Consider the following 22,125-nt stretch of genomic DNA (forward strand, 5'->3'; position numbering starts at 1 on the left):
GCGTTGATGGGCGGCTTGTACAGCGCCCGGCCTCGTCACGCCTGTCATTAGTATCGCTACATAAAGATTTACGCATGACGTGCGCGTGGCTCGCTGCGCGCGGACGCATGAATTCATACGAGACCCTCATCAAGGACACGTGGAGACCATGAAATACCAACTCGCATTGGGCAGTGTGTTGTTCGGGATCAGCGCTTCATCGTTCGCGCAGAGCAGTGTGACGTTGTACGGGATCATCGATACCGGCATCGAACTGGTGACGCATGCCGACGCGGCGGGCGATCGCGTCGTGCGCATGCCGGGCATTACCGGCGAATTGCCGTCGCGTTGGGGCATTCGCGGCAAGGAGGGGCTCGGCGGTGGTCTGTCCGCGGTATTCGTGCTGGAAAGCGGCTTCAATACGAAGAGCGGCACGCTTAACCAGGGCGGCCGACTTTTTGGGCGGCAGGCCTATGTCGGGCTGGAGAGTCCGTATGGCACACTGACTTTCGGGCGGCAGTACACGATGACCTACTGGGCGATCCTGGATGCCGATCTGCTCGGCCCGGACATTTATGGCGGCACCGGATCGTTCGATCAGTACATGCCGAGCGCACGCAGCGACAACACGATCGCGTACAAAAGCAACTGGTCTGGCTTCACGTTCGGCGCGACGTATTCGTTCGGTCGCGATTCTGCGGGCACCGGTAATTCGCCGGGACAGGGCACGTGCACGGGCTCGATTCCGGGCAGTTCGCAAAGCTGCCGCGAATGGTCGGCCATGTTGCGTTACGACATGAACGGCTATGGCGTCGCGGGCGCCTACGACGAACAACGCGGCGGCCCGGGCGCGGCGGCGAACCTGTACGACGGCACGGCGCCCTTCGCCCTGACGAACTCAGGCGACAAGGACGTGCGGATGCAACTCAACGGCTACGGGCGCGTCGGTCCGGTAAGGCTCGGCGCGGGCTGGCTCGGCCGGCACGTGGAAACGGTGGCGCCCGCTTTGCCGGACGTCCGCTCGAATCTGTACTACGTGACGGCGGCGTATAACGTGACGCCTGCGTTTATCGTCGACGGTGGCGTATATCGCATCGTCAATCGGGCCGACGACACGCGCGGCACGATCACCGCGCTGCGCACCACCTATCTGCTCTCGAAGCGCTCCGCGGTCTACCTGCAGGGCGCCTATCTGTTCAACAGTGCCCATGCCGCGTACACCGTGAGTCAGGGCGGCGGAGGCACTACGCCGGCGCCGGGAATGGGGCAACTGGGTGTCATGGCAGGCATCCGCCACTCGTTCTGAAGAATAATCAGGTCCTGTCTATGACAATCCGGAGAAGTCGATCACTACCGGTGTTCGCCTCTCGCGACGCGGAGGCGATATGCGTGATAGACCGCTGCGCGAAGTGGCTGATCGACGAGATGCGCACGGAGCTGGCATTGGGGCACTTACTCGATAATAAAAAAACATTCAAATTGCTGAGTTATTTATACAGGATTCGAATCGCCGGAATATAAATGGAGCACAGACTTTTCTCGTTTCGTTCACATTGAGCCGCGATTATTCTCGCTGAGCGTCTTGCCAAGCCTGGCGTGGCTTGCTTCATAACCGGTTTCATGCGTGGGGACGCATGGCATTAGTTTCCTCAGACAAAACGATCGTCCTTTTTTATTTTCATCAAAAACAATAAACTTTTTTCGCGGTTTGTCGTTATAGCATTGCGCGACCTGAAAACGGCCGGCCCGTCATTTCATTTGAAAGAGCCAGGAATCGTGCTGGCGTCGTCGAGTGTGCTGCCGAAATGTCGTGAACATTCGGTGCACTGAGAGACTCGCGTTCGCCTGTGCAGTGTGAAAACGAACCATGGATCGAACAATCTACGCCACGAAAAGCACCAGATCCTCCCGCCACGCGCTAGTTCTGGTGCCCGCGCTGACCGTCCTGGTCCTCGGCATACTGTGGGTCACCATACTGTTGCGCCTGCAGGTCGAGAAGGCTTCCGTGATGCGCGACACGCGCGTGGCGGCCCGCACGCTGGCCGATGCTTTGGAAACCCATACGCTGAAGACCGTCCACGATGTCGACGAGATCGCGTTGCTGGTCAAATACGGTTACGAACGTACGCCGCAAAGCTTCGACCTGGCAGCGTACCGGGCATACGGATTGATTACTGCGGACACGGCCCTGCAGGTCACCATTGCGGGCGCCGACGGCCGCGTGATTACATCGACTTTGCCATTTACGGGTACGGTCGATCTCAAGGACCGGGAACATTTCCGGGTCCACCTGTCCCCTCAAAACATCGGACTCTTCATCAGCCAGCCGGTGATTGGACGTATTTCCAGGCAGTGGTCCATTCAGGCAACCCGGCGTATCGACCGTCCCGACGGCAGTTTCGGCGGAGTCGTGATCGTCTCGGAAGACCCGGCGTACCTGACCGACGGCTTCTACAATAATGCTGCGCTGGGCGAGCGCGGCATGATTGCCGTTTTGTCCGGTCGTGGTTTCATGGTGTCGCGTCGTGCGGGCAATTCGCCGAGCCGCTCTGGCGAGGCGCTGCCGAGCAGCTATGTGCCGCTCGGCAAGACGGGGCTGGCCGACTTCGTCGATCCGATCGATCACGTCGAACGTGTTGTGGCAAGCCGCCATCTCGAGAAATATGGTTTGACGGTCGTCGCCGGTCTTTCTGTGGATGAGGCGCTGGACGATTACTTCAGGATGCGCCGCGTGTATGTGACGATGGCCTCGACCATCACGTTGATGCTCGCCGCGCTATCGGCCTGGATTACTGCTCTGATCGTCAAACTCCTCAACGGCAAGGAAGAATTGCGGCGTCTTTCTCAAACGGACCGGCTGACGGATTTGCCGAACCGCGGCAAGATCGTGGACCTGCTCGACGAGGCGATCGCGGCGCCGGGTGCAGTCGGAAAAGTCGCTGTCGTTTTTGTCGATCTGGATAACTTCAAGGCGCTCAACGATACGTACGGCCACCAGTGCGGCGACGAGATTCTGGCCTTGGTGGCGGCGCGCCTGCACGCTACCGTACAGGCGCGTGGTGTAGTGGGACGCCTCGGCGGAGATGAATTCCTGGTTGTACTCGAAGTTCACGCTATAACCGGTGTAGTCGGGCAGATGGTCGTTGAATTGACGGCTGCTCTCCAGGCTCCCCTGATTTCACGCTGGGGGGTCGAAGCGGTCGGTGCGAGCTTTGGTATGGCTATTCTGGAAGCGGGCGAGGACTCCAATGAACTCATCAGGAAGGCCGACTTCGCGATGTACCAGGCCAAGAATCGCGATCCAGCTTGTCGAATAGACTCCAATACAGACCGCGTTCTTGCCGGATGAGCCTTTCATTGAGCGGAGCAAGAGAGGCAGCCTAGTTGACCGGCTCATCGGTCGGAGAGGGCGATTCATCGTCGGCGCGGTTTTGCGGACAAGCCAGTTAGAGCGGGGCGCCGGGATAGATCGCCATCCTAATCGATGCTTATCTGCCTTGAAGCAGCATGCCTGGCTTAGCGGGCGAGCCGGCGGCCACCGGAAATCACGGCGACATCGCGCGCTTCGACGCTACGCCAACGAGTTCGCCAGAGCGCGCAGAGTCTGGCTCGGCTCGTCTTCGATAGGCGAACCGTGCGACACGAGAATGCGTTTCAGCGACTGAAGCTCCGCCCATTCCAGAAGCTGGGCGCGCAGCGCCTCTTTATCCGCGACCAGTATCAACTTCACCGGCTTCGGAATATGCGGTTCATTGCCCGCGAATCCCATCATGCGCAGAAACCAGCCGCCGAATCCGGATTCATGGCGAATGTTGCCGACGAGATCGTTCAGCACCAACGTCGTGCCGTTCGGCGTGCGTATGACGAGTGCTGCCTCATGGCCACGCGTTCCAGGCACCGTCACGAACTGCACGTTCGGATCGCCGAAGCCTGGGTCCGTCGTGTCGACGTGCACCGCTTCTTCCACCTTGGTCCGCGAGCCTTCGGGCGCGACGACCTGCATCAAGGGGTAGCGCTCTTTCCAGATTTTCGCGTCCAGTCGATGATGGTCGTTGGGCACCACCAGAAAGGCGGGACGTCCGTAATCTTCGAGCGCTTGCATCTCGTCTTCATCGAGCGCGATGGCGCTGAATATCACCAGTCGCGAATCGTTCAAACGAGCCACGGTCATGCGGCGGGGAAGGTCGGTGAGCGGCATGTGGAGTTCGCCGGTCACGGTAAGAATGTTTTCGTCCACTTCCGTGAGCTTGCCGTGCGGCAAGACTTTCCACTGCTGAAAAGGCTTGGTCATGGTCGGGCTCCTTGTCTGAAGACGGTCGCTGTAAATAGGCAGTGTGCGCGCAAATAGAGAACGGTCAAGCGGACGATGTGAGCGACGCTCTTTTGCGAACCTGCGATTGCAAGCGAACTATTCGGCAATTCCGTTCGTCGCCTGGCTCCAGGTGCGATGTACACTTTCCTGCAGGGGCATTCCACGGTTTAACGACCGGGTAGAACACGCAGGATCATCAATGAAAAGAATCTACGGGTACAAAGGCTTTGAGGTCACCGTGGAGCTGGAGCCGGTTTGGGAGACCGCGGGCAGCGTGACGCTGTTGCCTCCGCGCGGCTTCGTCGCGGTCGTGCAGGTCAGAACGATGGGTGCCGTGGGCGCCACGCGCCCCGTGGTCGCGCCGATTCGCCTCGGCGCGACCATCCAGCAGCCGTTCCCGACCCAGGCCGAGGCGCTCATGGCCGGGTATAGCGCGGGGCAGCGCGTAGTGGACGATACGTTCGCGCGCTGACGATAGTGTGTGGACGAAAAAAAGCCGCAGCAATCGCTGCGGCCGGAACACACACGCCGCGCATGAGGCGCTGGCGTTGGATCTATCCTACACAATCGCGTTTCCGAAGCAATCAGGTGTCTCGTCTGAATATTGACGCGCGACCGCATTGCGGCATCCGCCGTGGCACGGGCCTGGACGGTCGCTGACGCGGGCGTTGCGCAACGGCCACACGGTTGCTCGTCCAGATCAGGCCACCGTATCTGGGTTATCTGGCCGGGACCTTCGCCGGACTTTCGTTCTGCCGGGTCAACGAACCAGGGTCGGTCATCGCGAGGTGATCTTCGCGCGCGTCGATCCACTCGATTGCCCATTGCCGCGCGACCTCGATTGCCTCGTCTTCGGTTTCGAACCATGCAAGATTGCGCTCGATGTGCATTTCAGTGTCCACATCGTCGTCAAGTGATGTTCTGATGATCCTCGCATGCGCGAAGAACTGACCAAGCGAGAAATCCGGGGTTGCGTCAATGACCCAGCCGCCGTACTCGTACTTCATGTTGCCTCCGATACCTGCTAACCGAGATTCGAACAGACAAAGCATGGATTCATCGGGTTGTCTTCGCTAAACCTCCACGGTTGAATGGCCGACTTTAAGGGCGGCCGGGCAGCGCGCAGCCTGGCCATTCCCGGCGCCTTATTGTTATAGATCAAGATCATTCGTGGTCGAGCTGGCCGCGCGAAAAAACGGGGCACCGCGGCGTGCACAAGCTATCTGTGAGACTTGTCGGCGGTACTTCTGGTTCTGGAAAAGACGCCGGGTCTTCAAAAAATTCAACCCGCCAAAACCGGCGAGCTTCTTAAGCGTGCTATGGCTGGCCGCACGTAGCACGATCGCGCGGCGGCACTCAGACACGCAGGCAGTTCAATTGTCGTCCGACCTGCTCGGCAGATGCTCGTGCGGCACCGGTTCCGCTGCTGCGGCATCGGGAACATCGGGCTTGGTGCGTGGCGCAGATTCAGTAGCCGGCGACCGGCTGCCCGGCGTTACGCCGCGGACTGGGTGGTCTGGAATTCCTGGCCGGTGAGTGGGGCGTGTGGGCGGGGTTGAAGGCATGATTTCCTCCTACGCAAACGTGACCAGCAACATCCATCATACCTCCGTCGACGACGAAGAACATGTCCGCCGGGGCAAGTATTTTGGCGGCCATCGGCCGAACGAGAGATGGCTGATTTGGACGCTGAATGCTCGCGAGCGCTAGCCTTCGGTTTTATCCGGCAATGCGCCGCCAAATGCTTCCGCTGTAATAAATGTTTCGCAATTTTGGGGTAATCATAACGACCACGCCGCGACTTATAAATATTCAATTCAAATATAAATCGACCAATAGCTTTCGGCAAATCCAGGTCGTTAAGTAAGTGAGCTATTAAAACAACAATATGTGAAATGAATCGATGAAAGCCTTGCTGGTAGGAGGTGACGGCAATGACGTGGGCAAATTGGAAAACCTGCGCGTCGGAATCCGTTATAAAAAGAAAACCGCTCGGCGCAAAAAAAGCATTTCACATATTGCGTTCAAAAATTGAACGGTTATGATGGCGTCTCCGTGATTCGATCTCTCGCATGATCGATTTACAGAGGGGCGGCAGGAAGAATTGCCGGCAGTCACGCAGGAGAGGTAATTCGTACTCTCCGCGTAGAGAGACTAAATCGAGGAGACGCAATGTTGAGTCCCCATGAATTCGCTACCTTGATGCTCATCAAGAGCGCACCGGACCAGATCGAACTGGATCGCGCCGAACTGGACACGCTGCTCGAGCGGCAACTTATCTCGCTGGAAAAATTTGCGTCAGGACGCCCGCGTGCTCACCTTACGAGCGACGGCGATTCCATTCTCAAAGCGGTCGCCCGGATGCGCTAGAGATTCGCGGCGCGCGCCTCCCGGCGAGCGCGCCGAAGACACAGTCATGAACGCAGCGGCGTGGCTGCGGGTTGATTTGCAGTGCCTGTTGATGTAACGACCGTCGAAGTTCTCGCGACGCATTCTGCCTGACAGGCGTCCTTGCGCTTCGATTTATCCACCATCGCGATCCGTCGCAACACACCCGTCAGATCGGGGGTTTCGTGCACCGGATCGAATTTGAGGAATTCAACCATGGCTCTATCGAGTCCCGACCAGGCCGCTGTCGTAAAGGCCAACCTCGACGCATTTTTCGGGTTGACCGGAAAGATCTTTGAAGGCGCGGAGAAACTGGCTGCGCTTAACCTGCAGGTCGTCAGGTCCACGCTGGCCGAGGCGCAGGAGAATATGACGAAGGCCCCCGGCACGACGGACCCGCTGCAGTGGTTCGCGCTGCAGTCAGGCCTCACCGGGCCTTTCGCTGAGAAATCGCTGTCGTACGGCCGCCAGGTGTTCGATATCGCATCGACTACGCAGGCGGAACTCACGCAATTCGCCCAGGCGCAGTACGAACGGCTCAACGCACGTGTGCAGGCATTCGTCGAGGAAGCGGCGAAGAATGCGCCGGCGGGTTCCGAAGCCGCGATCGCCGCGTGGAAGTCCGCGATCAGCGCCACGACCACGCTGTACGAAACGCTGCAGAAAACCGGGCAACAGGCCGTGCAGGCCGCCGAAAGTAATTTCAACTCGGTCACAGCCACGGCGTCGAAGGCCGCGCGACGGGCCGAGCAGGTTCCCGTAGCCGCTGGCGCGAAGGGATAAGGCCGACGCGGGCAGCGATGCCCGCGTTGCCGTTCTTACTCTATATGAAGGAATACTGAGGGAGAGGCGCAAACCGGTTTTCCAGTACATCAAGTTCTTGACTGAATGCAGTGTGGCTTCGGATATCTACGAAGCCAATTTTTGCGAGGACGATTCGATGGCAAAGCAGATCGCTGTGGTGACGGGCGGAATGGGCGGACTTGGTGAAGCAATCAGCATCAAGCTGCATGACGCCGGATATGCGGTCGTGGTCACCTGTTCGCCGGCCAACACTGGCGCGAACGAGTGGCTCGCACGCATGGAAGCGCAGGGACGGCAGTTCCGCGCATACGCGGTCGATGTCGCCGACTACGACTCGTGCGGCAGATGCGCGGCGCAGATCGCTGCCGAAGTCGGCCCGGTCGACATCCTGATCAATAACGCCGGCATCACGCGCGACGCGAGCTTCAAGAAGCTCGACAAGATCAATTGGGACGCGGTAATCCGAACCAACCTCGACTCGGTGTTCAACATGACCAAGCCGGTGTGCGACAGCATGGTCGAGCGGGGCTGGGGCCGCATCATCAATGTGTCGTCGATCATCGGCTCCAAGGGCGGCTTCGGCCAGACCAACTATGCGGCGGCGAAGGCCGGCATGCACGGCTTCACGAAATCGCTGGCGCTAGAGGTGGCGAAGAAAGGTGTTACCGTCAACACGATCTCGCCAGGTTATATCGCAACGAAGATGGTGATGGCGGTGCCCGAGGAAATCCGCGAGACGAAGATCATTCCGCAGATTCCGGTCGGCCGGCTCGGACAGCCCGACGAAGTCGCCGCGCTCGTGCTGTACCTGTGTTCGCGCGAAGCCGGTTTCGTGACCGGAGCCAACATTGCGATCAATGGCGGGCAACACCTGCAATGAAGCGGATAGTCAGCAACGGAGGTTCCGATGAATGAAGCAGTGGCAATCGTCGTAGGTTCATTCGTGATGGCGACCGCAGCCGTATTCGTCGCCGCTCACTATCACCAGGAGCAAATGCGTCGGAAGCGGCTCAGGCAGATGGGTCACCATCACTACTGGCCGCATTGGCGCAGCGCCAGGCATTGAGCACCACTACCGCGTCAGCGGCGCGGTGACGCGGCCACGGATTCCGCTGGTCCTCTCGACCAGCGGAATTTCCTTGAACCAGCGCAATGAATGCATTTTGCTCGTAACGCAACACGTCTACGCCTAATCCTCTTCCACGCGCGCCATCCTGCATAGCCGGTCACGAATCCGGATCGGAATTCTGCCGCAAACACACCAGTCTTCGTTTTCAGATCATGTTTTCTGGCGTTTTCCGCGCTATCGTGATGCATGGTAAGAGCAGCCCCCGTGACAGCGAGCCGCTGCACAACGAGGGGAGAAGCACGGTGCATGATGATCTGGCGGCGTCGCGCGAAACGATGGTCGAGCGGCAACTGATTGCGCGCGGCATCGCGGAGCCGCGCATTCTGAACGCGATGCGGCGCGTGCCGCGCGAGGCCTTTCTGAGTCCCGATCTGCGCGCGTGGGCTTATGCGGACGCAGCGCTTCCGATCGAGGCCGGCCAGACCATCACCCAACCGTTCATGGTCGCGCGGATGTTGCAGGCGGCGCGGCTCACGCCGGAAGACCGTGTGCTCGAGATCGGCACGGGTTCCGGCTACGCGGCGGCCGTGCTCGCGGAAATAGTTGCACGCGTCGATACGGTCGAGCGTCATCCGCAATTGGCTGAGAGCGCGATGGATCGTCTACGCGCGCTCGGTTACGACAACGTGAACGTCCACACCGCTGACGGCACGCTCGGGCTGCCGGCGCGTGCGCCGTTCGATGCAATCGTCGCCACCGCGTCCGGTCCAGGCGTGCCACCCGCGTGGAGCGCGCAACTCGAAATCGGCGGCCGGATCGTGATGCCGGTGGGTCCGGATCCGGACCATCAGCGGCTGATCCGGCTCACTCGCGACAGCAGCACGACCTACCACGAGGAAATGCTCGATCTCGTGCGTTTTGTGCCGTTGATTGGTGCTCAGGGCTGGGGTGACGTGGCGGGGCGGTAAATGGATGCCGGCGTAAGCGTCAACCGACGCTCGCCCCAGGCATTCGTCGGGCGGCCGGTGTCGGCAGGGAAGTTTTTACGCCTGTGCTAATGCACACGGACAAAAGTACGCGTCGAGCGCCCACGGGAGCGCGACCAGCCGGCCCACCATCGCCGCGAGTGAATCGGGCGACACCGCCGTGAACGTTATCGTCATTTCCTCGTAGCAGTGACGGCGGTCGACACGGATCCTGACGTGGTCCGCCTGTGGCGCCTCGCAGCCGAGAACTTGCCACGCGGCAACGACCCTCAGATGTCCTGCCTTTGCGCGTACGGTGAGCCGGTAACGATCATGCTGCCCCGGGGTGCTGTTTCCAACCGCCATCTCTTTCGTGGCGGGATCGTCCGGTGGCACTGCGATTTGCTCGTCGGTCGATTGCATTCTGAACTCCGAATGACCCAGTCGTGCGGGGCAGGGGCTTGAGCCGCTCGGCCGCTCGCAGGACGTTCACTGTATGAGTACCGTTATAGTCCGCAAGGTCACCGAACGTTAGGACTGTGCGCCGGAATCGGCGACGGTCTGTGTGCCAGGGGCCGCTGAATCTCTTGCCGATACTATGGTTTGGCGTGTCTTTGCCATGATGCGATTGCTCACTCGGGGAGAAGGGCAACCATCGACCCCTTAGCGGTTTATAGAAGAAACACGCGTAAGCGCGAATTTTTACGCTGCAGTGCAACTCGAGCAAGGCATCGGACGCCGCGTGATCGGCGCCACTCTCGCGACACATCGATGTGATCAGTCACAATCCCCACCATCAAGCATTGACGTCGCTAACGGCTGACGCGGCAACACCGCCATGTGTCCAGAGCCATGCGGGTATGGGCTTTGCTCGCCCTCACACTGCCGTTCTTTTTACGCAGCCGACTCACAGCCACACCGGCTCGCATCGCCGCACGCCATCTATTGCGCGCTGGGGCGACCATCTTTTACGGAGAAACGCAGCATGGACAACGATCTCGAAGCCCGCATTCGTACCCGGGCGTATCAGCTCTGGCAAAACGATCCGTCGCCGGATAACAACGCGGAAAAGCACTGGGAGGAAGCGCGCCGACAGATCGAAGCCGAGGGCGACGATTCGCCCGACAGCCCTGATCCGAGCGTCGATCAATCGGCGGAACGGGAGCGAGGCGGACGCAGCGCGCCGGAAGAGCAGCTGCAGGACGTAGCTGGCGATAATGCGAATGCGGCAAATCGAGAGAAGCGGTAGCGCCGTCGCTGCCGTGGCTTTCGGGGCGCACGGCTCGCGAATGCTGCTCGCTGGGTGATCGGACTATCCGAACTGCGTTGCGAGCGTCGACGGGATCACGTCGCGTTGACGCGGCTCGCGTGCGAGCAATTAACGCCGCACACTCGCCGCCTCCAATGTCAGTTTCACATCGTCCGTTTTGTAAGGGCGCTTCAATGTGCAGCGTTCAAGCGAGCCTTGACGTCCGCCGCGTTACCGTCTTTCGGCGTTTGACATAGCGAAGCCGTGACCTCCGCGCCGAAAAGAAAAACGATGGCGCAGAAATATAGCCACATCATCAACACAGCGAGCGAACCTGCTGCGCCGAATGCGCCCGCCGTCCCAGCGTGCGCGAGATAGAAACCGAACAGATGCCTGCCCACGGTGAACAGCAACGCCGCGATGGCCCCGCCGATCAATGCGGAACGAAAGTTGACCCGCTTGTCGGGGAGCCACTTGATCAGCGCACCGAGTCCGAACGTCAGTATCACGAGGCCGAAAATAGATTGCACGACGTCGGCGACGACGCTGAGCGTCGAGCTGCCGAAAACGGCGCTGCCGGCCGTCTGTAACGCGGCGTCGAGGACCAGCGAGACCACCAGCAGAAAACTGAGTCCCATGAGCAGGCCGAGCGAGACGAGTCGCGCCCGGATCACCCACGCGAGGCCGGCGAGGCCGTTAGGTGATTTCGCCGCAAAGACGACATCGAGTTCGTGAGCCTGCGTTGCGTCGCTGATATTCCATGCTGTTCTCCCGCCGGCTCGTCGCCTTCAGTGTCTTCGGGCCGAGCAATTTCCGAGCCGCCGGGACCTCGGATACACCTGTCTTGTCGGGGCCTAATGCAATTCGAGCCACATCGGCTGATGATCCGAGGCCTCGCTGTGCGCATCGACCTCGCAAGCCGCAATGCGCGATGTCAGGTCCTCGGTGACGAAAATGAAATCGCAGGCGAATGGACCCTCCGGCCACTGTTCGTGGTCATATACACCCGCAGTCGGGGCACGCGGCGCGCGAGGGTGCGCGCTGGCCCACGCATCGATAAAACGCGGGGCATCGCCAATCGGTTCAAGCATCCTGCAGTACGCGCTGCTTTCGAAGGCACTGTTAAAGTCACCACAGACAACCGCGCTCATAGGTCGCGCAGTGTCGGAAAACGGGCTGTCGATTTTTTCGGCCTTGGCGGGCGCTCGCGCGTGATCGCACGCTTCCCTGTGCAGTTCGCGCAACCTGGTGAGTTGCGCAAGCCTCTGCTTCTCCGAATAGAACTCGAGGTGCGTGGAGATCACCCGAACTGCACCGATATCGGTATCGATCACTGCTTCGAGCGCCACTCTCATCATCGACGGTTTGGCGGGATCCGCAGGCCAGGGCAGGGAGTGGCGCAACACCTGCCTGACGGGCAAGCGCGTCACGATCGCATTGCCGAATTGACGCCGATGGCGGCTCGCGCCGAGCGCCGGAAGATCGGCGCCCACTGCGTCGAGCACCGTGAACTGCGGAAGCAGCGCGGCCAGTTCGGCGAATTGATCGGCGGATGGCCCGCCGGCCAAACCGCCCAATGCCGGGTCCTCATGAAAACCGCGCGTGACTTCCTGCACGCAGAGGACGTCGAAATCGCACAACGCGCGCGCTTCGCGCACGATGCGGGCGAGGTCGACCCGGCCGTCCACGCCGCGTCCCCATTGAACATTCCAATCGACGAGTTTCATGACGGTGGGTTCTCCATTCGGCTTACACGGGCTGGTTTGTCTTGGATAGAGACTAGCCATCTGTGTCCGGACCGAGGTAGCCGGGCAGTCCCAGCGCCGCGTCGGTCTTTGCCAGCCTGATCGCTTCGTCCACTAGCGCGGCGAATTTCTCGTCACTGTCCGGTCGCGGCAGATTCGAGCGGAAGAAGTCGGCCCAACGGAATTCTTCCAACGGGACATTGGTTTTCTCGTAACCCCCGGCGTCGCGAACTGCCGCCGCGAGGCTGCGGTACTCGTCATCGAGCAGCGCCCAGATGTGTTCGGGCAAATCGGAAAACGGCCGACGTCTGCCTTCCGCGTCGAACGGGTACGTCCACCGTTCGTTTTCCATGCTGAGCCAGAATGAAGCCTGCGAATAAGAGCAAAGATCCCGCACCAGAACGATCGGTACGGACTTGACGCCCACGTGCCAGAGCGCGGCGGCCACGTGATGATGGTCGATCGCAAACGGCGTGTCGCCGGGACCGTAGACGACGGGTATCGGTTTCTCAGCGATGGCCATCTCCAGATCGTGCCCGCTCAGCGCTTTGTATTGCCTGATTTTCTCGCGGACCTCCCGCGCGCCGTGCGTCAGTTGGGTGGGACGCAGGCGTTCGATTTTTAGTGTGGTCATGCCGTCTCCCATGCAAAAAGCGGTTGGCCAGAGCCGGTGCTGCTTCAGTTCGTACGCAAGATGCATGCCGCTGTGAATAGCGGCAGGGTGCGCCAGGCCTGTGCCTTGCTCCGAGGGAGATCATGGTGCTGTCGGATAGCAGGCACTGCATCCTTCCACGCATCGCACGTTTGCAGGTCCTCAAAACCGATCATGTCAGAAGACAAACCGAAGATCCGTACCCGCGGCAGCACGCAGTCCGATCCTGATGTCGAGCGCGACCAGCAACCGGCGACTTTAGACGACTGCCGCCGTTGCCCGCTATGGCGCAATGCGACACAAGCGGTGCCCGGCGAAGGGCCGAAACATGCCGCCATCATGTTGATCGGCGAACAGCCGGGTGACGCCGAAGACTTGCAGGGCAGACCGTTCGTCGGACCGGCGGGAGCACTGCTCGATAAAGCGCTCGAAGAGGCCGGGCTGGCGCGCAAGAAAGTCTATGTGACGAACGCCGTCAAACATTTCAAGTGGACGCCGCGCGGCAAGCGTCGCTTGCACAAATCGCCGGGACAGCGGGAGATCGAAGCGTGCGGATACTGGCTCGAACGGGAACTCCGGAGTACAGGCGCGCTCGTGATCGTTGCGTTAGGCGCGACCGCGCTGAAGGCGGTGCTGGACGATTCGCACGCCCGGCTGCAGGACGCGCTCGGCCAAACGATCGAGCATGGCGAGCGGACGGTTGTTGCGACGTATCATCCGTCGTTCGCGTTGCGCGCGCCTGACCCCGCCACACGGCAGCGCGTGTATGACGAAATTGTCGCGGCCCTTCAACACGCGCACAAGCTGAGCGGTAAGCGCGGACGATCATCGAGCTGATGCTTGCGGTCCACGCTGAAAGCTGCCTTCCGCTTACGCCGCCGAATGCACTGCTTGTAAGCCGAGCCGTTCAATCAACCGCTGCGCGTCGAAGGGCGCATGTGTTTTGGCGTCGTTGTCGAAATAGCAGTACACGTCGCGCCGCGCGCGAGCCGGTGGATGACTATGCGGCGCGATCAGCCGCGCGTCCGTCGGCTGCGAACCGCGGCGCCATGCGTCGATCCGGGCGGCCCAGTCGTCAAGCGCTTCGTCCACGTATTCGCCGGAATACCGCGATTCGGTGCCGTGCAAGCGGATGTAAACGAAGTCAGCGGTAACGTCTTCCGCCGGCGGCCACGATTCGGTCGAGTCGGAGACAACCAGCGCGGTGTCGTACTGTCTGAGCAACGCGATGAAGGCAGGGTTCATAAGATTGGCATGCATGGCAGGACTGAATGCAGACGACGCGAGCAACCAGTGTTCCCGTAATAGGCCGCGTGTGCCAAAGTTCAGATCAAGACGTTTGAACGTCTGACAGCGAAGCGATCAGCAACGAACTCTCAGGGAGTAAGAAGTCGTGCCGAAAACCTCTGCATCCACTGCGTTTGGAATTTTCGAGCGGGTGGTCGTTAGCCTTTACGACGGCGGCGTTCTGTCGCCGGCGGTGCTGGAGCGCGTCATTGGCGCGTTCGCGCAGGCGGACGCCGACTGGCAAGGCAACCCGCGAGTCCGTTCCGTCGACGGCCGCTCGCTGCATGAAATCGTCGTGCGGACAATGCTTCCGGGCGATGATCTGCAGTCGGCTTCGATATCGTTTATGACGGTGATCGAACATATCGCGCAAGTCGCGCATTCGGCTGGCGCTGCGAGCGAAACTGCCAAAGAGGCTGAACCGCGGCGCGCCAGAAGCAGAAAAACCGCCGGCGCCGATGAAGACGAAGTCGAAGACGCCAACGCGGATGAACTGCTGGCGCAATTGTCCGGCAGCACACAATCAGGTAAGCGACGTCGTTCGAACAAAAACGACAGGCCGGCCGGGTCGGGCACCTTCAATCCGTTTCTGAATGCGGCGCTACCGCGAACGAAGAAGTCGTGACAGCCTGCGCGAAGCACAGGGGGCGGACCAAGGCAGCGTAGAGATCCACTGGCGCGTTACGGGCGAGGCGCACGAGCAGAGCGGCACGCAACGCCCGCCAAATACGCCGGATGAGACCGGGTTGCATGCACATTTTCAGGTAGTATTTGTGCGCGGTGATCTTCAACATCGATTAGAACAAGTCATGCATTTGGCGCGAGAACTCCTGGAGGATCCGCCATGAATACGAAGCAGGGTAAAAAAGTGCATCTCGATGCTGCTGCATCGCATCACGAGCAGGCTGCGCGCTTTCATCGGGAGGCATCGCAGTACTACGAGGCGGCCAAAAATTACGATCACGCCGCGCATCAGGCCGTGTTGGCGCAAGGCCATGCATTGTATGCCGTCGAGGAGTCCAATCTCGCCGCCAAACATACAGGCGCTCCATTGACGGCAGGCTCCGTCGATAGCGGCCTGACTGCCGCGCAACATCATGCAGCGGCTTCCGAACTTCATGGCCAGGCGGCGCAACATCTGCGGCGCGCGGCAAAAGTTTTCGATGAAGATCGCAGCGCTGTCGCCCATGAAACTCAGGTGGGATTTTCTCTTGCGTCACGGGCGCTCGCGCATGGCAACGAAGCGGCCAAACAATATGTCGCGTCGCTGCGGGAAAAATAGGAAGCCGGTGCATGGACGACGACGTACTTGCCTTTAACGGGCTGCGCCCGCGATTGCAGAAGATCGCGTATCGAATGCTGGGCTCCGTTGCGGAGGCCGAAGATATCGTGCAGGACGTCTGGCTGCGTTGGCATGCAACAGCCCGTGAAGCCATCGACAACGCGGAGGCGTGGCTGGTCGCGGTCACGACGCGGATGTCCATCGACCGGCTGCGCGCGGCGAAGATTCAACGCGAACACTACGCGGGCATCTGGTTGCCCGAACCGGAGATGACCGATTTCCCGGCTACGCCGGAGGAGGCCACGGAGCGCGCCGACGACGTCTCCGTTGCTTTTCTGGTGCTGCTCGAGCGCCTTACGCCTGAAGCCCGGGCGGCGTTCCTGCTGCGCGAGGTATTCGACGCCGACTATGACGAAGTCGCACGAGCCATCGGCAAGACGGAGGCGGCGTGCCGCCAGCTGGTAAGCCGTGCAAAAGCGCAGCTGCGCGACGAACGTCCGCGCTCCGACGTACCGCGCGAGACGCATCTGCGCTTGCTGCGAACATTCGTGCAGGCGCTGCAGCTCGGCGACTTTCACGCGATCAACGCATTGCTGGCCGAAGACGCAAAGCTGATCGGCGACGGCGGCGGCAAAGTCCAGAGCTTCCCGGAGCCGATGCTGGGCGGCCAGCGCATCGCGCAACTGTTCTACGCGTCGTCCCGGCGTTATGGCGACGAACTCAGCGTCAAGCTCGTGGTGCTCAACGGCCAATGGGCGCTGCTGCGGTTTATCGAAGGCGAACTCGAATCGGCACAGTCGTTCGAAACGGACGGCGAGCGCATCGTCCGTATTCATGTGCAGCGCAACCCTGACAAGCTCGCGCGCATCGCGGCGGCACACGCCAACGGCTGAACGCCGGTCTCTCCCCTGCACGGCGGCGGCTCGGCGCGCGATTGGTGCCGCGCGGACAACATGGTGAGCGCATCCGCAGGCCTACCATGACATCCCGCGCCCGCCTACGATGACTTTGTGCGGCTCAGTGCCGCGAACGGCACCCGCAAGGCGGGGTGGCCACTCATCGTCGCCAGGAGAAAACATGACGCAGCGTATCAACTATGTGCAGCAATCGCCGGAACTGTTCAAGAAGTTTTTCGAACTCAGCAATCTGCTGAAAGACAGCGCAATCGAAGAATCGATCCGTGACCTGGTGTCGATCCGGGCGTCGCAGCTCAACGGCTGTGGATTCTGTCTGGACATGCACGTGAAGGAAGCACGCCTGCACGGCGAGCGCGAATTGCGCGTCCATCACCTCGCGACGTGGCGCGAGTCGACGCTTTTCGCGCCGCGCGAACGCGCCGCGCTGGCGTGGACGGAAGTGCTGACCCGGCTTCCCGAGCACGGCGTGCCCGACGAGCTCTACGAGCGCGTGCGCACCCAGTTCTCCGAAAAGGAACTCTCGGACCTGACGTTCGAAGTGATGGCGATCAATGGATGGAACCGCGCGAACGTCGCGTTCAAGACGGTGCCGGGTTCGTCCGACAAGGCATTCGGCCTAGACAAGGCGAACCTCGTCTGAGCAGACGCGTTTCATCTTTGTCCAGTTCAGGCCCGCGCGAGCGGGCCGCGTTACTCTGGGACACACTATCATGCTTCGTTTGGGAAATACGGCTCTGGCCGCGCTCGTCGTCGTGAGCGCGTCGTTGAGCGTGGCCCGCGCCGAGGCGCCCGCCGCCATCGTCACGCCGTTGATGACACAGCCTCTTGACGACTATCCGGGCAAGGAAGCCCTGATGATCAGCGTCGAGTACCCGCCGGGTGCCGCCGACCCTGTTCATAGGCATCATGCGCACGGGTTTATCTATGTGCTGGAAGGATCGATCGTGATGCAGGTCAAGGGCGGCAAGGAAGTCACGCTGACACCCGGACAGACCTTCTATGAAGGTCCAAACGATGTCCACACGGTCGGACGCAACGCGAGCCAGACAAAGCCGGCCAGGTTCCTCGTGCTACTGCTGAAGGATAAGGGCGCGCCGGTTCTGGTTCCGGAGAAATAGCGCCTTTGCGCGCCGCCTTCGTTTAAAAAATCGCGGACCGTGTCACAAACGGCAGCGCTGATACGTCTAGTCGCTATGGACTTCACGAACCGCGCTTCCATGTCAGACGACCCATCACGCCGCCGCACCGCCGGCGCCGCCGACCCGTTCGCAAGCAGTTTCGCGACCAGCTACGCCGGCGTCGTTTCTTTTCTCGCCGTTGCCAACGAAGGCAGTTTTGCCCGCGCGGGCGATCGCCTCGGCATCGGGCGGTCCTCCGTTAGCCGCAACGTGCAGAAACTGGAGGCTCTGCTCGACGCGCGCCTGTTTCTGCGCACCACGCGCAGCACGTCGTTGACGCGCGAGGGCGAGTTGTTCTACGAGAACTGTCAGCCTGGCATCGAGCGCATCGCCCAGGCGCTGGAAGACATGCGGGAGCTGCGCAACGGGCCGCCGCGCGGCCATCTGCGCATCGTCTCGGCACCGGGCTTCGGCCGCAAGATCGTCGCGCCGCTGCTGCGAGGCTTTCACACGCGCTATCCCGAGATCGCCCTCGAACTGCTGCTGAACGATCGACCCGCCGACTTCACGACCGACCGGGTCGACGTATCGTTTCACGACGGGCGTCTGGAGGACAGCGGGATCGTGGCGCGCCAGTTGATTCCGATGCAGATGCTGGTGTGCGCGTCGCCGGCTTATGCACGAAGAAACGGGCTGCCACGGCATATCGATGAACTGGCGGATCATCGCTGCATCAACTTCCTGGCCGCGTCCGGCCGCATCAGTGAATGGGAGTTCAAGGTGAACGGCCTCCCGCAGCGGCGCCAGCCCGTTGCACAGCACACGTTCAACGACCCAGATCTGATCGTGCAGGCGGTGCTGGACGGGCTGGGCATCGCGCAGTTGCCCGCATATCAGGTATGCGACCTGCTGGCCGGCGGGCAGTTGCTCAGTTGTCTCGCGCAGCACGCGCCGGAAGATGGCGGCCACTACCTCTGCTATCTCAGCCGCAAGCAGCTTCCCGCACGGGTCCGCGTGTTCGTCGATTACATGACCGAGCACACGCGCGCGCTCGACCTGCAGTGTCTGACCACGATGACAACGCAATCGCCGTTAGCGACGCTCGCGTGACCGCATCTGGACGGCCTGGCGTCGATTGATGCGCTTCATGCAACACGGTGCGTCCCGCTGGGGCTCTACCGCGTGACGCGGTGCGTACCTACCATGTTTTCTGTACGGACGGCGGGTGAATCGCGGCACGTCCGGCGAAGCACCGGCATATTCATCCGCTCCGCATGTATCGCTTGTATCGCCTTGTATCGTTCGCGACGCGATGCAAAGCCGGAGTCGAACAACTGGCGGCGGCGCGAGAGCCACACGCCGCCTCATGGAGAAACATTGTGAAGATCGTCGTGATCGGTGGCACGGGACTCATCGGCAGTAAGGTCGTCAGGAATCTTCGCGCGCGCGGTCATGCGGTCGTTGCCGCGTCGCCCGCATCGGGCGTGAACACAATCACTGGCGAAGGTCTGAACGAGGCGTTGACGGGCGCGAATGTCGTGGTCGATCTGGCCAATTCGCCGTCGTTCGAAGACGCCGCCGTGCTCGAATTCTTCGAGACAGCCGGACGCAATCTGTTGGCGGCGGAGATTGCCGCGGGTGTGCAGCATCATGTCGCGCTCTCCGTCGTCGGCACCGGGCGGCTCGCGGAAAGCGGCTACTTTCGCGGCAAGATCGCGCAGGAAAAGCTGATCCGCGAATCGGGCGTGCCGTACACGATCGTTCATTCGACCCAGTTCTTCGAGTTTCTCGGCGGCATCGTGCAAGCGGGTAGCGACGGCCAGACCATACGGCTGTCTCCTGCATTCTTCCAGCCGATTGCGTCCGACGATGTGGCGGCAGCCGTCGCGGACTTTGCCGCCGGCGAACCGCGCAACGGCATCGCGGAGATCGCGGGCCCGGAACGCGTTCGGCTTGCCGGCATGGTGCAGCGTTTCCTCCTTGCGACTCACGATTCGCGCAAGATCGTCGAAGACCCGCAAGCCCGCTACTTCGGCGCAAAGCTGCAGGACGACACGCTCGTGCCGGGAGCAAATCCGCGTCTGGGCGCGCTGAACTTCGAGGCGTGGTTCGCCCAGACCCAGGCCGCGAAGTAAGCCACGAGCCGCCGAGGCGTGCCATGACCCGCTTGCGTCCACCGCCGCTGACACTGCTCGACAAGTATCACGGGCGAGATCCCCAAACGCTGTATTCGACCACCGTCACCGTAACAGGCGGCGACACGGGTCACGGTCGCGCGTCAGGCATCGCCCGTTCCGACGACGGCAATCTCGTCGTCCACTTGCGATTGCCGCAGGCACTGGGCGGGCCTGGCGGCGGCACGAATCCGGAGCAGCTATTCGCGGCCGGTTACGCGGCCTGCTTTCATGGCGCGCTGAGCCTGCTTGCGGCACGGGCGAGCATTCCGATTCCCGGTGCCTCGGTGCAAGTCACCGTCGATTTTGGCCGCGACCCGGTGGACGGTCTGTTCATCCTGACCGCGGAGACCCATATCCGTCTGCCCGGTGTCGAACGGGTCGTCGCCGAGGAACTGGTTCGCAACACCGAACGGTTTTGCCCTTATACGAAGATGGCGCGGCAGGGAATCGGGAATGTCGTCGCGCTGGTGAAGGAGGACGATACTGCGGAGCCGTAGCGTCGCGTGAGTCTTCGTTGTGAGCCGATTTTGGTTGACGGGGATTTGTTGATTTGTTGACCCGGACGGTTCGATAGATCGAATGACCTGAAGTAGCCATGCGCATTTGTTTCCAGATACAACGCCCGCTTGACCTGGCAACGTTCCAGCAGGAATGGATTCAGCGGTCTAACAGCGCGGAAGAGGGCGTTGCGGCGTCATCTGTCGTTCACTGCTGTTTCTTTGTGGTCGGTGTGGCGGATTCGGCCAGCTCACGCGCCCGGATAAGCGCGTTGCTGATTTCGGCCAATACTCTGTCGCGGTCCGCATCGGTTTGCTGCCGTAACGCGAACGACGGATGATAGGTGGCGATGCCCCAGCCGTCTGCCACCCTGAACGGTGCGTCGAGACGGTCTCTCAGGCTGACCTTCTCGTGCAGCAAGGCGGTGAGCGCGGTAGCGCCAAGCGTGACGATCACCGCCGGGCGCACTGTGTGCAGCTCCCTTTCGAGCCAGTAAGAACACGCTTCGATCTCACGCTGTCCCGGCGTCTTGTGCAACCTGCGCTTGCCGCGCGGTTCCCATTTGAAATGCTTCACCGCGTTGGTCAGATAAACCTGCTCGCGCGACAGGCCGGCGCGCGTGATCGCGGTCTCCAGTAATTGCCCCGCCGGCCCGACGAACGGCTGACCACTCAGATCCTCCTGGTCGCCGGGTTGCTCGCCGATCAGCATGATGCGCGCGTCGCTCGGCCCTGAACTCCCGACCGCTTGCGTCGCATGGCGCCACAGGTCGCAGCGCCGGCAGGTATCGAGCGACGAGGGTTGCTCGCGGGCCGGTTGCGCCATGTCCGCTTCGACCGGAATGGTTTTGCCGCCCAGCGCGCCGACGCCGCTCGCCTGCGCCACGCGGCGCGCGCCGCTTTTCGCTTCACTGATCATGGCGGGGATGAGATGACCCTCCGGCAAGCCTTTCCAGAAGCGTACCGGCATGTGCTGTTCGAGCGCCGCTTCGTTCAGCCGCGCCGGATTGAACGTGCTGCGGTAGTAGGCGAGCCATAGCGCCTCGGCTTCGTCCGCGCTATCGCAACGATGTTCGCCGGGCAACGCGTGGCGCTGCTCCAGATGCAGTTGCTCGCCGTCCCAGAAAGCCGCGCCGCGCGGCGTGGTGATCATCCAGGTCGCGCGTCCCATGCGTTGCGAGAAGTGTTCCGCGGCCCACGCCAGCACATCATGCTCGGGCTCGTACCAGGCGAGATATTCGGGTGTCCGCGCCGTCGATGCCGACGCCTGCGCCTGCTTGCGAAACCGCACGTAAGCGATCATGTCGTGCTTGGCGCGCCGCACGCTTTTGGCCATGCGATAGAGGCGTGCACCATCTTCGTCCGCCGGCGAGGCGACCGCGCGATCGCCATGGTGCCAGCGCCACAAGACCTTGTACAAAAACGCCCAGCGCTGTGATTCGCGGAACAGCGCGGCATCTTGCAAGAGCGCCGCCAGCTCCTTCGAAACACGCACGGCGGTGGAGCGAGGCTCCGCATCCTCGGACGTCGTGCCATAGTCGAACAGCGCCTGCCCTTGCGGTGACTCACGTTCCTGCTTGACGCGCCATTCAATCGCCTCCGGTGCCAGGCCTCCGGCTAGAGCGCCGAGCGATGCGGCGCGCCAGGCGACGAAATGGTCTTCGATAACAATGGAACGCATGGC

General features: G+C 61.4%; 26 protein-coding genes and 2 pseudogenes. 19 read left to right on the top strand and 9 right to left on the bottom strand.

The genetic code is table 11. The annotated features are described in order from the left end of the window. The first annotated feature begins 148 nt into the window (after positions 1 to 148). A complete protein-coding gene (locus tag ACFSNN_RS22365) occupies positions 149 to 1,285 on the top strand; it encodes a porin (protein WP_134455783.1) in 1,137 nt (378 codons plus the stop codon). A 561-nt stretch (positions 1,286 to 1,846) separates the two neighbouring features. Then, the gene (locus ACFSNN_RS22370; protein ID WP_377689109.1) at positions 1,847 to 3,328 is read left to right on the top strand and encodes a GGDEF domain-containing protein; all 1,482 of its coding nucleotides are present in this window, start codon (positions 1,847 to 1,849) and stop codon (positions 3,326 to 3,328) included. A 222-nt stretch (positions 3,329 to 3,550) separates the two neighbouring features. On the opposite strand, the gene ACFSNN_RS22375 is transcribed toward ACFSNN_RS22370, so the two are convergent. After that, positions 3,551 to 4,270, bottom strand: a complete 720-nt coding sequence (locus tag ACFSNN_RS22375) for a hypothetical protein (protein ID WP_134455784.1) — start codon at positions 4,268 to 4,270, stop codon at positions 3,551 to 3,553. A gap of 220 nt (positions 4,271 to 4,490) precedes the next feature. On the opposite strand from ACFSNN_RS22375, the gene ACFSNN_RS22380 reads away from it, so the two are divergent. Further along, positions 4,491 to 4,763, top strand: a complete 273-nt coding sequence (locus tag ACFSNN_RS22380; RefSeq protein WP_132374139.1) for a hypothetical protein — start codon at positions 4,491 to 4,493, stop codon at positions 4,761 to 4,763. Positions 4,764 to 5,010: 247 nt separating this feature from the next. Here ACFSNN_RS22380 and ACFSNN_RS22385 read toward each other — a convergent pair whose 3' ends face one another. Beyond that, complete coding sequence (locus ACFSNN_RS22385) at positions 5,011 to 5,298, bottom strand: hypothetical protein (protein ID WP_134455785.1); 288 nt, start codon at positions 5,296 to 5,298, stop codon at positions 5,011 to 5,013. Positions 5,299 to 6,194: 896 nt separating this feature from the next. Here ACFSNN_RS22385 and ACFSNN_RS22390 point away from each other — a divergent pair. Then, positions 6,195 to 6,326: a hypothetical protein gene (locus ACFSNN_RS22390; RefSeq protein WP_279631098.1), complete on the top strand. Its 132-nt coding sequence runs from the start codon at positions 6,195 to 6,197 to the stop codon at positions 6,324 to 6,326. Between the two features lie 137 nt (positions 6,327 to 6,463). Continuing rightward, entirely contained in the window at positions 6,464 to 6,661 is a 198-nt protein-coding gene (locus ACFSNN_RS22395; RefSeq protein ID WP_134455787.1) for a hypothetical protein, read from the top strand. A 44-nt stretch (positions 6,662 to 6,705) separates the two neighbouring features. Here the strand turns inward: ACFSNN_RS22395 and ACFSNN_RS22400 are convergent, their stop codons facing one another. Beyond that, positions 6,706 to 6,897 carry a hypothetical protein gene (locus tag ACFSNN_RS22400; RefSeq protein WP_134455788.1) on the bottom strand — a complete coding sequence of 64 codons (192 nt, stop codon included), beginning with the start codon at positions 6,895 to 6,897 and terminating at the stop codon, positions 6,706 to 6,708. On the opposite strand from ACFSNN_RS22400, the gene phaP reads away from it, so the two are divergent. From phaP to ACFSNN_RS22420, 4 genes are all read left to right on the top strand, one after another. Next, entirely contained in the window at positions 6,896 to 7,462 is a 567-nt protein-coding gene (gene phaP / locus ACFSNN_RS22405; protein WP_134455789.1) for a TIGR01841 family phasin, read from the top strand. The genes ACFSNN_RS22400 and phaP overlap by 2 nt on opposite strands. Positions 7,463 to 7,619: 157 nt before the next feature. After that, positions 7,620 to 8,363 (top strand): acetoacetyl-CoA reductase, encoded by a 744-nt coding sequence (gene phbB / locus ACFSNN_RS22410; protein ID WP_134455790.1) that lies wholly within the window; start codon positions 7,620 to 7,622, stop codon positions 8,361 to 8,363. 27 nt (positions 8,364 to 8,390) lie between these two features. Further along, on the top strand, positions 8,391 to 8,549 hold the full coding sequence (locus tag ACFSNN_RS22415; protein ID WP_166799213.1) for a hypothetical protein: 159 nt from the start codon (positions 8,391 to 8,393) through the stop codon (positions 8,547 to 8,549). Positions 8,550 to 8,854: 305 nt separating this feature from the next. Then, the gene (locus tag ACFSNN_RS22420; protein WP_134455791.1) at positions 8,855 to 9,520 is read left to right on the top strand and encodes a protein-L-isoaspartate(D-aspartate) O-methyltransferase; all 666 of its coding nucleotides are present in this window, start codon (positions 8,855 to 8,857) and stop codon (positions 9,518 to 9,520) included. 75 nt (positions 9,521 to 9,595) lie between these two features. Here ACFSNN_RS22420 and ACFSNN_RS22425 read toward each other — a convergent pair whose 3' ends face one another. After that, positions 9,596 to 9,940: a hypothetical protein gene (locus ACFSNN_RS22425; protein ID WP_134455792.1), complete on the bottom strand. Its 345-nt coding sequence runs from the start codon at positions 9,938 to 9,940 to the stop codon at positions 9,596 to 9,598. Between the two features lie 562 nt (positions 9,941 to 10,502). On the opposite strand from ACFSNN_RS22425, the gene ACFSNN_RS22430 reads away from it, so the two are divergent. Continuing rightward, positions 10,503 to 10,766 (top strand): DUF2934 domain-containing protein, encoded by a 264-nt coding sequence (locus tag ACFSNN_RS22430; protein ID WP_134455793.1) that lies wholly within the window; start codon positions 10,503 to 10,505, stop codon positions 10,764 to 10,766. A gap of 191 nt (positions 10,767 to 10,957) precedes the next feature. Here ACFSNN_RS22430 and ACFSNN_RS22435 read toward each other — a convergent pair. From ACFSNN_RS22435 to ACFSNN_RS22445, 3 genes and pseudogenes are all read right to left on the bottom strand, one after another. After that, positions 10,958 to 11,494: pseudogene (locus ACFSNN_RS22435) on the bottom strand (YihY/virulence factor BrkB family protein); the annotation flags it as partial. A gap of 126 nt (positions 11,495 to 11,620) precedes the next feature. Continuing rightward, entirely contained in the window at positions 11,621 to 12,493 is an 873-nt protein-coding gene (locus ACFSNN_RS22440; RefSeq protein WP_134455794.1) for an endonuclease/exonuclease/phosphatase family protein, read from the bottom strand. Positions 12,494 to 12,545: 52 nt separating this feature from the next. Next, on the bottom strand, positions 12,546 to 13,145 hold the full coding sequence (locus ACFSNN_RS22445; RefSeq protein ID WP_134455795.1) for a ParB-like protein: 600 nt from the start codon (positions 13,143 to 13,145) through the stop codon (positions 12,546 to 12,548). 192 nt (positions 13,146 to 13,337) lie between these two features. Between ACFSNN_RS22445 and ACFSNN_RS22450 the strand changes: the two genes are divergently transcribed. Next, positions 13,338 to 14,000, top strand: a complete 663-nt coding sequence (locus ACFSNN_RS22450) for a UdgX family uracil-DNA binding protein (RefSeq protein WP_134455796.1) — start codon at positions 13,338 to 13,340, stop codon at positions 13,998 to 14,000. 33 nt (positions 14,001 to 14,033) lie between these two features. On the opposite strand, the pseudogene ACFSNN_RS22455 reads toward ACFSNN_RS22450, so the two are convergent. Further along, positions 14,034 to 14,420, bottom strand: a pseudogene (locus ACFSNN_RS22455) (DUF72 domain-containing protein); the annotation flags it as partial. A 136-nt stretch (positions 14,421 to 14,556) separates the two neighbouring features. On the opposite strand from ACFSNN_RS22455, the gene ACFSNN_RS22460 reads away from it, so the two are divergent. The 8 genes from ACFSNN_RS22460 (at position 14,557) to ACFSNN_RS22495 (ending at position 20,441) form a co-directional block, all read left to right on the top strand. After that, positions 14,557 to 15,075: a hypothetical protein gene (locus tag ACFSNN_RS22460; RefSeq protein ID WP_134455797.1), complete on the top strand. Its 519-nt coding sequence runs from the start codon at positions 14,557 to 14,559 to the stop codon at positions 15,073 to 15,075. A 219-nt stretch (positions 15,076 to 15,294) separates the two neighbouring features. Next, positions 15,295 to 15,732, top strand: coding sequence for a hypothetical protein (locus tag ACFSNN_RS22465; protein ID WP_134455798.1), 438 nt, complete (start codon positions 15,295 to 15,297; stop codon positions 15,730 to 15,732). A gap of 11 nt (positions 15,733 to 15,743) precedes the next feature. Further along, on the top strand, positions 15,744 to 16,625 hold the full coding sequence (locus tag ACFSNN_RS22470; protein WP_134455799.1) for an RNA polymerase sigma-70 factor: 882 nt from the start codon (positions 15,744 to 15,746) through the stop codon (positions 16,623 to 16,625). A gap of 184 nt (positions 16,626 to 16,809) precedes the next feature. Beyond that, positions 16,810 to 17,289: a carboxymuconolactone decarboxylase family protein gene (locus ACFSNN_RS22475; protein ID WP_134455800.1), complete on the top strand. Its 480-nt coding sequence runs from the start codon at positions 16,810 to 16,812 to the stop codon at positions 17,287 to 17,289. A 70-nt stretch (positions 17,290 to 17,359) separates the two neighbouring features. Beyond that, positions 17,360 to 17,767 (top strand): cupin domain-containing protein, encoded by a 408-nt coding sequence (locus ACFSNN_RS22480; protein ID WP_134455801.1) that lies wholly within the window; start codon positions 17,360 to 17,362, stop codon positions 17,765 to 17,767. Positions 17,768 to 17,866: 99 nt separating this feature from the next. Then, positions 17,867 to 18,877, top strand: a complete 1,011-nt coding sequence (locus ACFSNN_RS22485) for a LysR family transcriptional regulator (RefSeq protein WP_244322726.1) — start codon at positions 17,867 to 17,869, stop codon at positions 18,875 to 18,877. A 269-nt stretch (positions 18,878 to 19,146) separates the two neighbouring features. Then, positions 19,147 to 19,902: an SDR family oxidoreductase gene (locus ACFSNN_RS22490; protein ID WP_134455803.1), complete on the top strand. Its 756-nt coding sequence runs from the start codon at positions 19,147 to 19,149 to the stop codon at positions 19,900 to 19,902. Between the two features lie 23 nt (positions 19,903 to 19,925). Then, positions 19,926 to 20,441, top strand: coding sequence for an Ohr family peroxiredoxin (locus ACFSNN_RS22495; protein ID WP_134455804.1), 516 nt, complete (start codon positions 19,926 to 19,928; stop codon positions 20,439 to 20,441). A gap of 208 nt (positions 20,442 to 20,649) precedes the next feature. Here the strand turns inward: ACFSNN_RS22495 and ACFSNN_RS22500 are convergent, their stop codons facing one another. Next, positions 20,650 to 22,122, bottom strand: coding sequence for a UdgX family uracil-DNA binding protein (locus tag ACFSNN_RS22500; RefSeq protein ID WP_134455805.1), 1,473 nt, complete (start codon positions 22,120 to 22,122; stop codon positions 20,650 to 20,652). Positions 22,123 to 22,125: the final 3 nt, after the last annotated feature.

It is taken from the genome of Paraburkholderia dipogonis, from assembly GCF_042680985.1.
Classification (GTDB): domain Bacteria; phylum Pseudomonadota; class Gammaproteobacteria; order Burkholderiales; family Burkholderiaceae; genus Paraburkholderia; species Paraburkholderia phytofirmans.

Coding starts and splice junctions, on each gene's coding strand:
- ACFSNN_RS22365 (WP_134455783.1), top strand. CDS start 149: ATGAAATACCAACTCGCATTGGGCAGTGTGTTGTTCGGGATCAGCGCT.
- ACFSNN_RS22370 (WP_377689109.1), top strand. CDS start 1,847: ATGGATCGAACAATCTACGCCACGAAAAGCACCAGATCCTCCCGCCAC.
- ACFSNN_RS22375 (WP_134455784.1), bottom strand. CDS start 4,270: ATGACCAAGCCTTTTCAGCAGTGGAAAGTCTTGCCGCACGGCAAGCTC.
- ACFSNN_RS22380 (WP_132374139.1), top strand. CDS start 4,491: ATGAAAAGAATCTACGGGTACAAAGGCTTTGAGGTCACCGTGGAGCTG.
- ACFSNN_RS22385 (WP_134455785.1), bottom strand. CDS start 5,298: ATGAAGTACGAGTACGGCGGCTGGGTCATTGACGCAACCCCGGATTTC.
- ACFSNN_RS22390 (WP_279631098.1), top strand. CDS start 6,195: ATGAAAGCCTTGCTGGTAGGAGGTGACGGCAATGACGTGGGCAAATTG.
- ACFSNN_RS22395 (WP_134455787.1), top strand. CDS start 6,464: ATGTTGAGTCCCCATGAATTCGCTACCTTGATGCTCATCAAGAGCGCA.
- phaP (WP_134455789.1), top strand. CDS start 6,896: ATGGCTCTATCGAGTCCCGACCAGGCCGCTGTCGTAAAGGCCAACCTC.
- ACFSNN_RS22400 (WP_134455788.1), bottom strand. CDS start 6,897: ATGGTTGAATTCCTCAAATTCGATCCGGTGCACGAAACCCCCGATCTG.
- phbB (WP_134455790.1), top strand. CDS start 7,620: ATGGCAAAGCAGATCGCTGTGGTGACGGGCGGAATGGGCGGACTTGGT.
- ACFSNN_RS22415 (WP_166799213.1), top strand. CDS start 8,391: ATGAATGAAGCAGTGGCAATCGTCGTAGGTTCATTCGTGATGGCGACC.
- ACFSNN_RS22425 (WP_134455792.1), bottom strand. CDS start 9,940: ATGCAATCGACCGACGAGCAAATCGCAGTGCCACCGGACGATCCCGCC.
- ACFSNN_RS22430 (WP_134455793.1), top strand. CDS start 10,503: ATGGACAACGATCTCGAAGCCCGCATTCGTACCCGGGCGTATCAGCTC.
- ACFSNN_RS22440 (WP_134455794.1), bottom strand. CDS start 12,493: ATGAAACTCGTCGATTGGAATGTTCAATGGGGACGCGGCGTGGACGGC.
- ACFSNN_RS22445 (WP_134455795.1), bottom strand. CDS start 13,145: ATGACCACACTAAAAATCGAACGCCTGCGTCCCACCCAACTGACGCAC.
- ACFSNN_RS22450 (WP_134455796.1), top strand. CDS start 13,338: ATGTCAGAAGACAAACCGAAGATCCGTACCCGCGGCAGCACGCAGTCC.
- ACFSNN_RS22465 (WP_134455798.1), top strand. CDS start 15,295: ATGAATACGAAGCAGGGTAAAAAAGTGCATCTCGATGCTGCTGCATCG.
- ACFSNN_RS22470 (WP_134455799.1), top strand. CDS start 15,744: ATGGACGACGACGTACTTGCCTTTAACGGGCTGCGCCCGCGATTGCAG.
- ACFSNN_RS22475 (WP_134455800.1), top strand. CDS start 16,810: ATGACGCAGCGTATCAACTATGTGCAGCAATCGCCGGAACTGTTCAAG.
- ACFSNN_RS22480 (WP_134455801.1), top strand. CDS start 17,360: ATGCTTCGTTTGGGAAATACGGCTCTGGCCGCGCTCGTCGTCGTGAGC.
- ACFSNN_RS22485 (WP_244322726.1), top strand. CDS start 17,867: ATGTCAGACGACCCATCACGCCGCCGCACCGCCGGCGCCGCCGACCCG.
- ACFSNN_RS22495 (WP_134455804.1), top strand. CDS start 19,926: ATGACCCGCTTGCGTCCACCGCCGCTGACACTGCTCGACAAGTATCAC.
- ACFSNN_RS22500 (WP_134455805.1), bottom strand. CDS start 22,122: ATGCGTTCCATTGTTATCGAAGACCATTTCGTCGCCTGGCGCGCCGCA.